Below are 15,308 nucleotides of genomic sequence, written 5' to 3'. Positions count from 1 at the left end.
CGAGATCACCGACACCGACCGCGACATCACGAGTGAGGACGGCAACTGGCGCAGCAAGCGCATCGTCCTCGGCGGCGACCGCGTCGGGTTCTCGTTCCACGAGACCACCATCAAGGCGGGTTCGGTCAACGAGTTCCATTACGCCAACCACGTCGAGGCTGTCTGGCTCGTCGAGGGCACCGGCAAGCTGATCGACCTCGACAACAACAAGGAATACGATCTCGCACCGGGGTCGATGTACCTGCTCAACGGCCACGAGCGTCACCGCGTCGAGCCGGACACGCAGATGCGCATGCTGTGCGTGTTCAATCCGCCGGTCACCGGGCGCGAGGTGCACGACGAGAACGGTGTCTACCCACTGGTGGAGGTCCCCGCGTAGCGTCTAGTCATGGCGACTGACACCTCTCCACGCGTAGCGATCGGCCCCGTCCCCGATGCACTGCTCGACAGCGCGGTGCTTCGGGGCGGCGGTCTGATCAGTCCGATCGACACTGCGGACGCCCTGATCTGGGCGGGCTCACCCGAGACCTTTCCGTCGGTGTTACCGGCGTCGGTCAGGTGGGTGCAGCTTCCGTCGGCGGGAATCGAGGATTGGTTCGACTCCGGTGTGATTCCGAGGGACACAGAAATCACGTGGACCTCGGCGGCCGGTGCATTTTCGGCGTCGGTGGCCGAGCATGCACTCATGCTTCTCTTGGCCGGAGTTCGTCACTTGCCTGCACACATCGAGGCTCGAACGTGGCGTCAGTTCGAGTTCTTTCCCAAGATCGGCACCCTCCGTGGCTCGACGGTTGCGATCATCGGCGCAGGCGGTATCGGCCGCGCGCTGATTCCGATGCTGGCCGCGCAGGGGGCGGACAGCATCGCAGTCAATCGTTCCGGTAGCCCGGTCCCCGGGGCGATCTCCACGTACCCCGCATCCAGAATGGATGAAATCTATTCTCGCGCAGATCACTTCGTGATTGCTGCGCCCGCCACCCCGGCCACCCGTCACCTCGTGGGTCGTGCGCAGTTGGCGGCGATGCAACCCCATTCCTGGGTGATCAATGTCGCGCGCGGATCACTGGTCGACACCGACGCACTGGTCGAGGCCATCGAGTCGGAACAGATCGGCGGCGCCGGTCTCGACGTCACCGATCCCGAACCCCTCCCGGACGGTCACCCACTGTGGGATCTGACGAATGCGATCATCACACCCCACGATTCCAATCCGCCAGGCGTTCGCCCCGCCGCCTTCGCGGATCACGTCTCCAAGAACGTGACCCGCTTCGCGAAGGGTGAGGCGCTGGCTGCCCTCGTGGACCCAGTAGCCGGATACTGAGCACGCCGCCGAAGCTCGAATGCTCGGACCACGGTTGCCACAAATTACTGTGGCGACTGCGTCTCCGGAAAGAAAAGCGCCCGCGCCCGGCGAGCGACCTCTTCGGCAGGTACATCCTCGACCTTCGTGCATACTGCCCACCTGTGGCCGAACGGATCGAGAAACACTCCATGCCGGTCGCCCGAAAATGTATCGGCCACAGCCGTGACCAGCGTGCCTCCCTCGGCGACTGCCCGAGCGACAAACTCGTCCGTGTCCTCGGTGTAGACGACGATTGACGAATGCACCCAGCCGCCCTGTGGTGATTTGAGTCCGAAGTCCGGCATCTCCTGCGAGAGCTGCAGCATCGAATCGCCGATCCGGATCTCCGCATGCATGAGGGAGCCGTCAGGTGCGTTCATCGCATCGACTATCTCAGCTCCAAGTGCTCGTTTGTAGTAGTCGAGTGCGGCATGGCCGTCCGGCACCGCAAGGTAGGGAGTGATCGTGCGGTAACCAGCAGGGATCGGGTTCACTGTGTTCATGTGTACGAGTATTGGCGATCGCACACGTGTTCTATTGAACATTTCGGACTTCCTCCGCGCCTCCGTCTCGCACACGCGCCTATCCTGGAACGGTGCCTACCGACAACAGCCGCCTCGACGCCCTCCCCGAGCTCCTGGCCGGCCGTCGCCTGGCAGTTCTGACAGGCGCCGGCATCTCCACCGACTCCGGAATCCCGGACTACCGCGGACCTGATTCACCCCCGCGCAATCCGATGACGTTCCAGCAGTTCATCGGCGATCCGGCGTTTCGGCGGCACTACTGGGCGCGCAACCACATCGGCTGGCGATACATGGACAGCTCCCGCCCCAACCAGGGCCACCGGGCCGTCGCGGCACTGGAACGAACAGGGCGAGCCGTCGGCGTGATCACCCAGAACGTCGACCTCCTGCACACCAAGGCCGGCGCGCGAAACGTCATCGACCTCCACGGCACCTACGCGCAGGTTCGATGCCTGAGCTGCCAGCGGCTGATCTCCCGTACCACTCTCGCGGAGAGACTGGAAGAAGCCAATCCTGGATTCGCCGAAACAGTCGCTGCTGCAACAGGAGTCGAAATCGCACCCGACGCAGATGCCGTGATCGAATCCACCGCACACTTTCGCGTCGTGGATTGCGCCGTGTGCGGTGGCTTACTCAAACCGGACATCGTCTACTTCGGCGAATCCGTCCCCAAGGAACGCGTCGCCCATGCGTACAGCCTCGTCGACCAATCCGACGCACTGTTGGTAGCCGGGTCGTCGTTGACCGTGATGTCCGGCCTACGTTTCGTCCGGCATGCCGCCAAGACCGGGAAGCCGATCGCCATCGTCAATCGAGGCACGACTCGCGGCGACGAATTCGCCGACCTCAAGCTCGAAGTCGGTTGCGCTGAAGCACTTTCCGCCCTCGTCGAACACGAAAGCTACAGCGCCACCAAGTCGTCCGCGTGAACCACAGGACGCTGCATGTCGGCCGGTAGATCGGTAGTGGAGCGCCCCAGGATCTCCTCGATCTCCGCAGCGTCGAACGCAACGACACCCCGGGCGACGGGCTTCTCCCCCGGCCCCATCAGGGACACGACGTCGCCGGCGTGGAAGTCACCGGATACACCGACGATGCCAGCGGACAGAAGGCTTCGACGCTTGGACACGACCGCGCGGACGGCGCCTTCGTCGAGGTGGAGGTCACCCGATGTGTCAGCGGCGTGACGAACCCAGAATCGGCGGGCCGACAATCGCGTCGGCCGCGGCGCAAATGCCGTTCCGACATCGGCACCACTGAGTGCCTGCGCAGCGTCCGATGCTGCCGCGAGCAGAACCGGCACGCCGGAATCAGCGGCCAGGCGTGCTGCTGAGAGCTTCGACGCCATGCCTCCGGTACCGAGGGCGCCACCCGAACCGGCAACCACACCGTCGAGATCCTCGGGACTGTTGACCTCGGGAATCAGTGTGGCATCGCCCTTTCGGGGATCCCCGTCGTACAGTCCGTCCACATCCGACAACAGGATCAACGCGTCGGCGCCGACCAGATGAGCAACCAGTGCAGCCAGCCGATCGTTGTCACCGAATCGAAGTTCGGTGGTGGCAACGGTGTCGTTCTCGTTCACGATCGCCACCGCGTGCAATGCCCGTAGACGATCGAGTGTCCGTTGGGCGTTGCGGTGCTGCGTCCGTCGAGCGATGTCGTCAGCCGTGAGTAGAACCTGCCCGACGGTACGCCCGTAACGGGCGAACGACGTACCCCAGGCGTGAGCCAGAGCCAACTGACCGACGCTGGCCGCAGCCTGCTTGGTCGCGAGATCCCGCGGTCGCTTGGTCAGTCCCAGCGGCGCCAGTCCGGCGCCGACGGCACCGGACGAGACAACGACGACATCGGAACCCGCACGCATGCGAGCCTCGATGGCATCGGCCAACAGATCGAGTCGGTGAGTATCGAGTCCCGCCACCAGACTGGTGAGCGCAGACGACCCGATCTTCACGACGATACTGTGAGCCGACGCTATCGACTCCCTGGTGGACCCGAGCACAGTCCCGTTCCCTCTCTTCGGTTTTCGTCCTGAAATCGCGTGGGTCAGGCGTCTTCGTCGAGCAAGCCGCGGCGGACACGACGCGCGTGCTTGCGCTCGTCGGCGCCGATGCGCTCCACCTGATCGAGACGCGGGTCGGTTCCACGGCCCGTGCGGGTCAGATCGATACCGGCCGGCGTCATCGGCTCCCACTCGAAGCTGACGTCACCGATGGTGACGGAAGCTCCTGGCTGAGCGCCCTTCTTGACCAATGCGTCCTCGACGCCCAATCGAGCAAGACGGTCGGCGAGGTAACCAACGGCCTCGTCGTTGTCGAAGGCGGTCTGACGAATCCACCGCTCCGGGCGGGTGCCTCGGACGACGAACCCACCGGGAATATCGGGATCCTTCTCGATGGTGAAGCTGGAATCCTTGACCTTGACCGGGCGAATGACCTGGCGCTTCGGCTCGGGCTTCGGATGAGCTTCGCGGTAGTCGCGGACCATCTTCGCCAGCGCGAATGTCAACGGTCGCAATCCTTCTCGGCTCACCGCCGAGATGGTAAAGACCGGCCATCCGCGAGCTTCGATCTCAGGCGTGACCATTTCGGCCAATTCGGCGGCCTCGGGAACGTCGGTCTTGTTGAGGATGACGACGCGCGGGCGCTTGTCGAGGTCACCGAGTCCCGAGTCGCCGGAGAGCGCGGGCGTGTACGCGGCCAGCTCTGCTTCCAGGGCGTCGATGTCGGATATCGGGTCACGTCCCGGATCGAGGGTGGCGCAGTCGATCACGTGCGCCAATACGGCGCAGCGTTCGATGTGGCGCAGGAAGTCCAGGCCCAAACCGCGGCCTTCGCTTGCACCGGGGATCAGCCCGGGCACGTCGGCGACGGTGAAGGTGGTGTCACCGCTCGAGACGACGCCGAGGTTGGGGACCAGAGTGGTGAAGGGGTAGTCGGCGATCTTCGGCTTGGCCGCAGAGAGAACGGACACCAGCGAAGACTTACCGGCGGAGGGGAATCCGAGCAGACCGACGTCGGCTACCGACTTGAGTTCGAGAACCAGGTCACGCTCGACACCGTCCTCACCGAGGAGTGCGAAACCGGGCGCTTTGCGGGCTTTCGAGGCGAGTGCTGCGTTGCCGAGTCCGCCGCGACCGCCCTGAGCGGCGTCGAAGCGTGAACCGACTCCCACGAGGTCGGCAAGCACGTTGCCGTCGGTATCGAGAACCACAGTTCCATCCGGAACCTTGAGGATGAGGTCTTCACCGTTTGCACCCTCGCGGTTACTGCCGGCGCCCTGCTTGCCGTTGGTCGCCTTCGCGTTGGGATGGAAGTGAAAGTCGAGGAGGGTGTGGATGTTCTCGTCGACCACGAGGATGACGTCGCCACCGCGACCTCCGTTGGCACCGTCCGGACCGCCGAGCGGTTTGAACTTCTCGCGGTGTACGGAGGCGCAACCATTGCCGCCTTTTCCAGCGCTGACGTGCAGCACAACACGGTCAATGAATCGGGACATGACTGCCGGATCCTTCCTCAGTCAATTGCGGGTCTCACGCGATGAGCTGAACTTCTGGTGAGCAGGGTTGCTCGGGGCAAAACGGGTACTGCTTAAACAAACGATAGGGGCGGACCGGGTTATTTCAACCCTGGTCCGCCCCTATCGGGAGCTTGGAACGCGTCACTCTCTTACCGAAAGCAGAACCGGCTTACCGAAGTAGAACCGATGACGCACAACTAGCGAGAAAGACTAGACCTCAGCCGCAACGACGGCCGGAACGATGTTCACGGTCTTGCGTCCACGCTTCTGGCCGAACTCGACTGCGCCGGCAGCGAGAGCGAACAGGGTGTCGTCGCCGCCACGGCCGACGTTGACGCCGGGGTGGAAGTGCGTGCCGCGCTGGCGAACCAGGATTTCGCCTGCGCTGACCGACTGGCCGCCGAAGCGCTTCACGCCGAGGCGCTGGGCGTTTGAATCGCGACCGTTACGGGAGCTGGATGCACCCTTCTTATGTGCCATGCTATTGACCCTCCTCGGGTGAAATTAGCTAGAAAGAACTGGTTACTTGATGCCCGTGACCTTGAGCACCGTGATCGGCTGCCTGTGGCCCTGACGCTTGTGGTAACCGGTCTTGTTCTTGAACTTGTGGATGCGGATCTTCGGGCCCTTGGTGTGCTCGACGATCTCACTGGTGACTGCGACCTTGGCCAGCTTGGCCGCGTCGGTGGTCAGGTCGGATCCGTCGACCACGAGAACGGGAGCAAGCGAGACAGCAGTGCCGGGCTCACCCTCGATCTTCTCGACCTTGACGAGGTCACCAACAGCGACCTTGTACTGCTTTCCGCCGGTCTTGACGATCGCGTACGTTGCCATCGGAGGGCTACCCCTTGCTTCTTCGAACTTGCTCGCGCTGCTGCCTGAGGCTTCAAATGCATCGCGACTGGTCTGGTTTATGTCACCTCGGCTCGGCACTGACGTACCGGGACATTCACGCGCACTCTAGGCACACGGAATCTCTACCGCCGGGTGGCGACCCTCCAAGGTTACGGGAAAGCAACCGTCAGGGTCAAACCGCCCCGCCGAGGGGTGGTGCTTACTACTCTGTACTGCTTCTACCAGCTGAAACTTCGGATAACGGTTGGATGTCCTCGCTCATCGCGAAGTCATCCAACCGACCGAAATCCAGTAGTTCTTACTCTCCGTCTACCGGAGGCCCTGCGGGACGTGCTGCTGCACGCCTGCGACGGGGTCGCTTGACGACGACAACTTCTTCCTCAGCCGGAGCTTCGGTGGCCGGAGCCGGAACATTTTCCACGACCGCTTCTGTCACGGGTTCCGGAGTCGGAATCACGAAGACCGTGCCCACCTCGGGAGCTGCCTCGGCAACCGGTGCCGACGCTGCCCGCGACGCCCGGCGACTACGCCGACGACCTCGCGGAGCTGCTTCGGTCGAAGGTGCTGCCGACTCGTTGTCCACTGCGGATACTTCTTCCGCAGCAGAGTCCACAACAGAAACGTCATGGCGCTCAGAAGCAGCAGGAGTATCGATCGGCCGATCCTGTTGCCGATCGGCACTTTTGGATGCATCGTCCCCCGAAGACGTACCGGCGGAATCAGACTCGATCGAGTCGGCCGCGACGGTCTCGTCGTCGTCGTGGTGATGCGAGGCCATCGCCAATGCCACCGGATGAGCCCGCTTGACGGTCGCGTCGACAGCCGGAACCTCCGGCGCCGGAGCTTCCTGTCCGTTGGACTCGGTCGAAGCCGACTTGTCTCCGCGGCCACGCTTGTTCTTGCGCGAGGTACCGGAATCACTGCGCTGCGAGCCCGAACGCGATCCTCCGTCGTCCGAGGACTTCACCTCGACGGGCTCGGAATGGACGATGATGCCGCGGCCGTGGCAGTGCTCACAGGTGGTCGAGAAGGCCTCGACCAATCCGGTGCCCAACTTCTTGCGCGTCATCTGCACGAGCCCGAGTGACGTGACCTCCGACACCTGATGGCGCGTGCGATCGCGACCCAGGCATTCGGTGAGCCGACGCAGGACCAGGTCCCGGTTCGATTCGAGAACCATGTCGATGAAGTCGACGACGATCATTCCACCGATGTCCCGCAGGCGCATCTGGCGAACGATCTCCTCGGCCGCTTCGAGGTTGTTACGGGTGACGGTCTCTTCGAGGTTTCCGCCGGCTCCGGTGAACTTTCCGGTGTTGACGTCGACGACGGTCATGGCCTCAGTGCGGTCGATCACCAGGGTGCCGCCGGACGGCAGCCACACCTTGCGATCGAGTGCCTTGGCCAACTGCTCGTCGGTACGGCGAGCCGCGAAGACGTCGATACCGTTGTTCGGCGTGTACTTCTCGAGCCGCGGAAGCAGGTCGGGCGCAACGGAGTTGATGTAGTTCTCGACCGTCGTGTGCGCCTTCTCGCCCTCGATGACCAGCTTGGAGAAGTCCTCGTTGAACAGATCACGAATGACCTTGACCAGCATGTCAGGCTCTTCGTACAGCGCCTGCGGGTTGCCGGACTTACCGGTGTCCGCAGCCGCAGCCTGCTCCTCGATGCCGGCCCACTGAGCCTGCAGACGAGTCACGTCGCGCGCCAACTCTTCTTCGCTGACGCCCTCGGACGCCGTGCGAATGATCACGCCGGCGTCGGCGGGAACGATGTCGCGCAAGATTTCCTTGAGACGCTTGCGCTCGGTGTCCGGAAGCTTGCGGCTGATACCCGTGGACGTACCACCGGGCACGTAGACGAGGAAACGACCGGCAAGCGAAATCTGTGTGGTCAGTCGAGCACCCTTGTGACCGACCGGATCCTTGCTGACCTGAACGAGCACCTGATCGCCCGGCTTGAGGGCCTGCTCGATCTTGCGCGAGTTGCCACCGAGACCGGCAGCCTCCCAGTTGACCTCACCGGCGTAGAGAACACCGTTGCGGCCACGTCCGATGTCGATGAACGCAGCTTCCATGCTGGGGAGCACGTTCTGGACACGTCCGAGGTACACGTTGCCGACCATCGACGCGGACGCCGAGTTGGTGACGAAGTGCTCGACCAGCACTCCGTCTTCGAGGACTGCTACCTGTGTAGTCGCATGCGGCTGACCGCTGTCTGCCCGATCGCGCACGACCATGACGCGATCGACGGCCTCACGACGCGCGAGGAACTCCGACTCGGTCAGGATCGGTGGGCGACGTCGGCCGGCGTCACGACCGTCGCGGCGACGCTGACGCTTCGCTTCCAGACGTGTCGAACCACTGATGCCCTGGACCTCGTCCTTGACGCGGGTTTTGTTGCGAGGTTCGCGCTCGTGAACGACGGTGTTCGGCGGATCGTCCTCGGACGTCGCAGTCGCGTCGGTGGCGCCGTCGGTGCCGGTCTTGCGACGACGACGACGGCGGCGACGGCGGCTCGATCCGTCGGCATCGAGATCGGAATCGTCGGCATTCTCGGAATCCGCATCAGCGGTGGACTCGGACTTCTCACCGGATTCTTCGCCGGCAGCGTCGTCGGTTTGCTTCTCGACTGCCGCAGGGGCAGATTCCTGCTCCGATTCGGTAGCGGTGTCCGACTCTTCGTCCGAACCCTGCTCGCCACCCTGTTCACCGCGACCACGTCCACGTCCACGGCGTCCACGACGACGGCGACGCGGCTGATCGTCGTCCTCGTCCTCGGACTCGGCGCTCTCGCCCTCGGTTTGCGGTGCGGTCACAGCCGGCTCTTCGACGGCAGGAACTGCAACCGGCGCTGCCTCGGGAACGACGGTCTCGGCTTCCGCGGTTGTCTGCTTCTCTTCGACGACCGCCGGTGCAGCAGGCTCGCGGCGTGCGCGACGGCGACGCGGAGCTACCTCGGCGGCTTCGAGATCCGGCTGCAGGAACAGAGGGACCTGCGGCGCGGCAGGTGCCACCTCGGGCTGATGTGTCTGCGGTGCCTCGAAGGAAGTGAACAGATCGGACTGCTCGGCTTCCTTGCTCTGCAGCGCAGCTGCGGCGTCGAGTCCAGCGCTGATCTCGGCGACAGCCGGATCCACTGTTTCTTCTGCTGCAGGTTCTTCGACGACGACCTTTTTGCGAGTGCGACGAGCCCTGACAGGCTTCTCGGCCGGAGCCTCTGCAACAGGAGCAGCCTCCACGGGAGCTTCTGCAACCGGCGCCTCGACAACCGGGTCGATGAGGGTGTCGAGCTCGGCGACGACGGGCTCGATGGCCTCGGCCGCGGAAGTCAACGAGGCATGAATCCGCTGAGCGACGTCACGGTGGAGACTCGACTGCGCGCTGCGCAATTCGGTACCGAGCGCTGCGGCTTCGGCAAGGACCTGCTTGCTGGTGACGCCGAGCAACTTCGCCAGCGCGTGTACGCGCATCTTGTCGGGAAATTCCGGGGTGGTGCTGGAATCTGATTCGGTTGGGGATTGATCGGCCACGTAAGTCTCCTCAGCCCCCGGGCGCGTCCAACCCAGAAGTCGAGTTGTCACGCGGCCACGCGGGAGCGTGCTGTGTGTACTCGCACTCAGAAGTGAGTACGAGATTGTAAGGTCTCGCTCCGCATGGTCCGCAATGCCCGTTATTCACTGCGAGCACATGAAGTGCCTGGCTGGATGGCCGTTGTCCTGTGCGCGAGCGCCTGATCATCCAGCGTGCAGAGGTCCAGGGATTTCCTGTTGACCTGGAGCAGCGATGAAAGGGCATCGAACCTAGGTGTCATCCGGTTGAACGTGCGTAAAACAAATTGCGGTTCAACTGAAAGCAGTATCCCACACCAACGCGCCTGCAACTGCAAAGGGCGCACCGATGTGGGATACGTGCCGAGAATTCGCTGTGGAGATGTGGGCCGAAGGCCCGTTCATGTGGGCCAGAGGCCCGATCGGAGATTCAGATGGACGACAGCGCGGGGAACCACAGAGCGATTTCACGCTCTGCCGACTCCACGGAGTCGCTGCCGTGAACGAGGTTCTGCTGCGCTTCGAGTCCGAAGTCGCCGCGGATCGTACCCGGAAGAGCCTTGTCGACCGGGTCGGTTCCGCCGGCCAACTGACGGAAAGCAGCGATGGCTCGGGGGCCTTCGAGCACTGCGGCCACCAGCGGACCGGAGGTGATGAACTCCAACAAGCTCGGGTAGAACGGACGCTCGGCGTGTTCTGCGTAATGGCTACCAGCCACCTCTTCGGAAGCTACGCGGAGGTCGAGTGCTGCAATTGTCAGGCCTTTGCGCTCGATACGGCTGAGGATTTCTCCTACGTATCCACGGGCAACGGCGTCGGGCTTGATCAGTACGAGGGTGCGCTCAGTCACAGCGGACAGCCTAAATGGTCAGTCCCGCTGACCGGGAAGCAGGCCCTTGTCCATCCGGCGCTTGATGTCTCTCTGCAGGTAGACGAGGTATCCCCAGACGATCCCGAAGGTGATCGCCACACCGGCGATCGACGGGTGGACGAAGAAACCGAACAGAAGAATCACCTGCAGCGCGACGTTGAACCCCATCGCCCACGGCTTGCCCTGGATGCCCGCACCCAGAATCATCAGTACCGCCAACCCGATGATGAATCCCGCGGAGGCCGCGGTGAGGCCTCCGCCGACGACCGCGACAACCGGCAAAGCCAGCAGCACGACGATCGCCTCGAGGATCAGGGTTCCGGCCATCACTCCGCGGAAGCTTTTCCACGGGTCCTTGGTCGGCGGCCCGAACTCGCCGGCAGTGTCTCCGGGCTCGTGGTCTCCGGACTCGGGATTGGCATCTGACGGGGTACTCACGCGGGGTCCTTTCCGAACAGCGTGCGGGCGGCGCCTGCGGTCACGACGGATCCCGTCACCACCACACCCGCCCCTGATACGGCCTCACCGGGTTCGGCGACCTGCTCGGCGATTTCGATCGCGACTTCCAAGGCGTCGGCAAGCACCGGCGCAACGACGACGCGCTCGTCGCCGAACTTCGCGACGGCGATGTTCGCCAGTTCTTCCACGTCCATCGCCCGGGGTGACCCGTTGTGGGTGACGACGATCTCGTCGAAGACGGATTCGAATGCAGTCAAGATGGCGTCGACGTCCTTGTCCGCCATGACGCTGACCACTCCCACGAGCTTGCGGAAGTCGAACTCGGCGGCCAGTGCGGCCGCGAGAGCGCGAGCACCGTCTGGATTGTGGGCGGCGTCGAGAAAGACCGTCGGCGCACTCCGAACACGTTCGAGGCGACCGGGATTGACGACCGAGGCGAACCCGTTGCGGATTGCATCCTGATCCAGTTGTCGATCCGGACCGGCACCGAAGAACGCTTCTACGGCAGCGAGCGCGAGCGCGGCGTTGCGCGCCTGATGCTCACCGTGAAGGGGGAGGAAGATGTCGGTGTACACACCGCTCAAGCCTTGAAGTTCGAGCTGCTGTCCGCCCACCGCGATCTGGCGAGCAAGCACCTTGAACTCCGAGCCTTCACGAGCGACCGCGGCCTCCACCTCGACAGCACGCCGCAGCAATACCTCCATGACTTCGGGAGTCTGCTCGGCGATGATCGCGACGGTGTCCACCGGAACCAGGTCCTCGCGGCCCTTCTTGATGATCCCGGCCTTCTCCTCCGCGATCCCGGCCAGGTCGGTGCCCAGGTACTCGGCGTGATCGAGGCTGATCGGGGTGATCACCGCAACCTGCCCGTCGATCACGTTGGTGGCGTCCCAGCGTCCGCCGAGGCCGACCTCGACCACGGCGACGTCGACCGGCGCCTCCGCGAAGGCCGCATAGGCCATGGCGGTGAGCACTTCGAACTTGCTCATCGCCGGTCCCCCGGCTTCCTCCGACTGTGCGTCGATCATCTGCACGTACGGCTCGATCTCGCGGAACGTGTCCACGTAGAGCCGCGGCGAGATCGGATGACCGTCGATGCTGATCCGCTCGGTCGCGATCTGCAGATGAGGGCTGGTGGTTCGCCCGGTGCGACGATGCAGAGCCGTCATCAACGAATCGATCATGCGCGTCACCGACGTCTTACCGTTGGTTCCCGTGACGTGCACCGACGGATAGTTGTGCTGAGGCGAGCCCAGGACATCCATGAGCGCCTCGATACGAGTCAGTGACGGCTCGATCTTGGTCTCGGGCCAACGCTTGTCGAGTTCTGCTTCCACCAGCGCCAGTTCGGCGATGTCGACCGGAGTCGGAACCGAACTCTGAGCGTCGAATTGGGACGGTTCGTACGAACTCACTTGTCGGCCAACTCCTTCAGACGTCCCGTGATGCGCTCGATCTCTTCGACGGCGATCTGGCGACGTGTCTTGATCTTGTCGACGACGGCGTCGGGCGCCTTCGCCAGGAAGGCCTCGTTCGCCAGCTTGTTGTCAGCGGTGACGAGCTCCTTCTGCGCTGCCGCGAGGTCCTTTTCGAGCCGCTTCTTCTCCGCGCCGAGGTCGATGGTGCCCGAGGTGTCGATGTCGACAGTGACGGTGCCCTGGCTCAGGCGCACCTCGACGGAGATCGACGCGGTGAATCCCTCTTCGGGTTCGGTCAGCTTGGCCAGCGCCGCCACGTAGGCGAACTGGCCGTCCATGCCGGCCTCCGAGAGCCCGGACGCACGAGCCGGGACCTTCTGGGAAGGCTTGAGTCCCTGATCGTTTCGGAATCGTCGCACCTCGGTGATCAGCTTCTGCGTGTCTTCGATCCTGGTTGCGGCCTGGGCGTCGACTGCCTCACCGGACAACGTGGGCCATTCGGCGACGACGACGGACTCGCCGCCGGTGAGCACCTTCCACAGGGTTTCGGTCACGAACGGAATGACCGGGTGCAGGAGGCGGAGCAGTGCATCGAGAACGTTGCCGAGCACGGCGCGGGTGTTCGCGGCGACGGCCTCGTCGGCGGCGAACTGCACCTTGGCGAGTTCGAGGTACCAGTCACAGACCTCGTCCCACGCGAAGTGGAACAGGCCTTCGCACGCCTTGCTGAACTCGTAGCGATCGAATGCGGCGTCCGCCTCGGCCTGGACCGTGTCGAGACGGTCGAGGATCCAACGATCGGCGTCGGTCAGTTCGCTTCGAGCGGGCAGCGGCGCGGGAGCAGCGCCGTTCATCAGAGCGAACTTGGTCGCGTTGAACAACTTGGTCGCGAAGTTGCGCGAGGACTGCGCCGAATCCTCACCGACGGACAGGTCGCTGCCCGGGTTGGCGCCGCGTGCAAGTGTGAATCGCAGGGCGTCGGCGCCGAAACGATCGACCCAGTCGAGTGGGTCGATACCGTTGCCGCGAGACTTCGACATCTTCTTGCCGTACTGATCGCGGACCAGTCCGTGCAGGAACACGTCCTTGAACGGCATCTGCGCGCCGGACTTACCCGGACCGGCGGTGATCGACTCGTCCTCGGACACGTAGGTGCCGAACATCATCATGCGGGCGACCCAGAAGAAGAGGATGTCGTAGCCGGTGACGAGAACGCTGGTGGGATAGAACTTTTCGAGTTCGGGCGTATTGTCCGGCCAGCCCATCGTCGAGAAGGGCCACAGTCCGGAGGAGAACCAGGTATCGAGGACGTCGGGATCCTGGACCCAGCCTTCCGGCGCCGTTTCGTCAGGACCGAAGCACGCAACTTCACCCTCGGGGCCGTACCAGACCGGAATGCGGTGACCCCACCAGAGCTGACGGGAAATGCACCAGTCATGCATGTTGTCGACCCAGTCGAACCAGCGTGGCTCCTGGCTCGCCGGGTGAATGACGGTGTCCCCGTTGCGAACCGCGTCACCCGCAGCCTTGGCGAGCGTCTCGACCTTGACCCACCACTGCAACGAGAGACGAGGCTCGATGGCCTCGCCACTGCGCTCGGAGTGCCCGACGCTGTGCAGGTACGGGCGCTTCTCGGCGACGACGCGTCCCTGCTCGGCGAGAGCTTCGCGAACCTTGACGCGAGCCTCGAAGCGGTCCATTCCGTCGAATTCGGTTCCGGTGTCGGCAATCTTGCCGGTCTTGTCCATGATGGTGGGCATCGGCAGGTTGTGCCGCAGGCCCATCTCGAAGTCGTTGGGATCGTGAGCCGGCGTGATCTTCACAGCGCCGGTTCCGAACTCGGGGTCGACGTAGTCGTCGGCGATGATCGGGATCTGACGCCCGGTGAACGGATGATCGAGAGTGGTGCCGATGAGGTGCTTGTAGCGCTCGTCCTCGGGATGGACCGCTACTGCGGTGTCACCGAGCATTGTCTCGACGCGAGTGGTCGCGACGATGACGTGCGGCTCGTTGTCGTCGAGCGAGCCGTAGCGCAGGGAAACCAGCTCACCCTCGACGTCCTCGAACTTCACCTCGATGTCGGAGATCGCGGTCTGCAGCACCGGCGACCAGTTCACGAGACGCTCGGCGCGGTAGATCAAGCCCTCGTCGAACATGCGTTTGAAGACTGTCTGGACTGCGCGGGAGAGGCCCTCGTCCATCGTGAAACGATCACGACTCCAGTCGACGCCGTCACCGATGCGCCGCATCTGGCCACCGATGGTTCCACCGGATTCGCGCTTCCAGTCCCAGACCTTGTCGATGAACAGCTCGCGGCCGAAATCTTCCTTGGTCTTTCCGTCGGCAGCGAGTTGCTTCTCGACGACGGACTGCGTGGCGATACCGGCGTGGTCCATGCCTGGCAGCCACAGCACCTCGTAGCCCTGCATCCGCTTGCGACGGCTGAGCACGTCCATGAGGGTGTGATCCAGGGCATGGCCCATGTGCAGGCTGCCGGTGACGTTCGGGGGCGGCAGCACGATGGAGTAGCCGGGCTTGTCGCTGGTCGCGTCGGCCTGGAAGTACCCGGCGTCTACCCAGCCTTGATACAGATCGGCCTCTACCGCGCTGGGGTCCCAGCTCTTGGGTAGGGCGTCGGCGGGGGTCTGGGGGTTCTCTGGAGCTGCACTGGTCACCACTTGATCCTAATGACTCCCCCGTCGTGAACGAATTCGCCCGTCGGCCGCCGCAGCGCACACGAACGACTGCCCCGCAGTCCGGGGTCAGC

Annotated in this window: 13 protein-coding genes; 3 read left to right on the top strand and 10 right to left on the bottom strand. The window is 63.8% G+C overall.

Translation table 11 applies throughout. From position 1 onward, the window contains the following. Nucleotides 1-379: ectoine synthase (locus tag A2J01_RS17135; RefSeq protein WP_064113178.1), on the top strand; the 379-nt coding region annotated here is incomplete at its 5' end. A gap of 9 nt (nt 380-388) precedes the next feature. Further along, entirely contained in the window at nt 389-1,321 is a 933-nt protein-coding gene (locus A2J01_RS17130) for a D-isomer specific 2-hydroxyacid dehydrogenase family protein (protein WP_064113177.1), read from the top strand. A gap of 44 nt (nt 1,322-1,365) precedes the next feature. Here the strand turns inward: A2J01_RS17130 and A2J01_RS17125 are convergent, their stop codons facing one another. Further along, on the bottom strand, nt 1,366-1,887 hold the full coding sequence (locus tag A2J01_RS17125) for a VOC family protein (RefSeq protein WP_082900893.1): 522 nt from the start codon (nt 1,885-1,887) through the stop codon (nt 1,366-1,368). Nucleotides 1,888-1,937: 50 nt separating this feature from the next. On the opposite strand from A2J01_RS17125, the gene A2J01_RS17120 reads away from it, so the two are divergent. Further along, complete coding sequence (locus A2J01_RS17120) at nt 1,938-2,795, top strand: NAD-dependent protein deacetylase (protein ID WP_064113175.1); 858 nt, start codon at nt 1,938-1,940, stop codon at nt 2,793-2,795. Here A2J01_RS17120 and proB read toward each other — a convergent pair. From proB to A2J01_RS17075, 9 genes are all read right to left on the bottom strand, one after another. Then, complete coding sequence (proB, locus tag A2J01_RS17115) at nt 2,768-3,871, bottom strand: glutamate 5-kinase (protein WP_003944552.1); 1,104 nt, start codon at nt 3,869-3,871, stop codon at nt 2,768-2,770. The two genes, A2J01_RS17120 and proB, sit on opposite strands and share 28 nt — an antisense overlap. Nucleotides 3,872-3,915: 44 nt before the next feature. Next, on the bottom strand, nt 3,916-5,367 hold the full coding sequence (gene obgE / locus A2J01_RS17110) for a GTPase ObgE (RefSeq protein ID WP_003944579.1): 1,452 nt from the start codon (nt 5,365-5,367) through the stop codon (nt 3,916-3,918). Between the two features lie 231 nt (nt 5,368-5,598). Beyond that, on the bottom strand, nt 5,599-5,868 hold the full coding sequence (gene rpmA, locus A2J01_RS17105) for a 50S ribosomal protein L27 (RefSeq protein WP_003944532.1): 270 nt from the start codon (nt 5,866-5,868) through the stop codon (nt 5,599-5,601). A 42-nt stretch (nt 5,869-5,910) separates the two neighbouring features. Then, nucleotides 5,911-6,222, bottom strand: a complete 312-nt coding sequence (rplU, locus tag A2J01_RS17100; RefSeq protein WP_003944533.1) for a 50S ribosomal protein L21 — start codon at nt 6,220-6,222, stop codon at nt 5,911-5,913. Nucleotides 6,223-6,541: 319 nt separating this feature from the next. Next, on the bottom strand, nt 6,542-9,775 hold the full coding sequence (locus tag A2J01_RS17095; protein ID WP_064113174.1) for a translation initiation factor IF-2 N-terminal domain-containing protein: 3,234 nt from the start codon (nt 9,773-9,775) through the stop codon (nt 6,542-6,544). A gap of 448 nt (nt 9,776-10,223) precedes the next feature. Further along, nucleotides 10,224-10,643, bottom strand: a complete 420-nt coding sequence (gene ndk / locus A2J01_RS17090; protein ID WP_003944527.1) for a nucleoside-diphosphate kinase — start codon at nt 10,641-10,643, stop codon at nt 10,224-10,226. 18 nt (nt 10,644-10,661) lie between these two features. Further along, nucleotides 10,662-11,102 carry a DUF4233 domain-containing protein gene (locus A2J01_RS17085; RefSeq protein ID WP_003944448.1) on the bottom strand — a complete coding sequence of 147 codons (441 nt, stop codon included), beginning with the start codon at nt 11,100-11,102 and terminating at the stop codon, nt 10,662-10,664. Beyond that, a complete protein-coding gene (gene folC / locus A2J01_RS17080; protein ID WP_007730993.1) occupies nt 11,099-12,538 on the bottom strand; it encodes a bifunctional tetrahydrofolate synthase/dihydrofolate synthase in 1,440 nt (479 codons plus the stop codon). The genes A2J01_RS17085 and folC overlap by 4 nt, the downstream gene beginning before the upstream one ends. Next, nucleotides 12,535-15,216 (bottom strand): valine--tRNA ligase, encoded by a 2,682-nt coding sequence (locus tag A2J01_RS17075; RefSeq protein WP_039973213.1) that lies wholly within the window; start codon nt 15,214-15,216, stop codon nt 12,535-12,537. Before A2J01_RS17075 ends, folC begins: the two co-directional genes overlap by 4 nt. Nucleotides 15,217-15,308: the final 92 nt, after the last annotated feature.

The sequence above is a fragment of the Rhodococcus sp. EPR-134 genome, from assembly GCF_001647205.1.
GTDB classification, from domain to species: domain Bacteria; phylum Actinomycetota; class Actinomycetes; order Mycobacteriales; family Mycobacteriaceae; genus Rhodococcus_F; species Rhodococcus_F qingshengii.
This window is presented reverse-complemented; position numbering and strand designations above follow the sequence as displayed.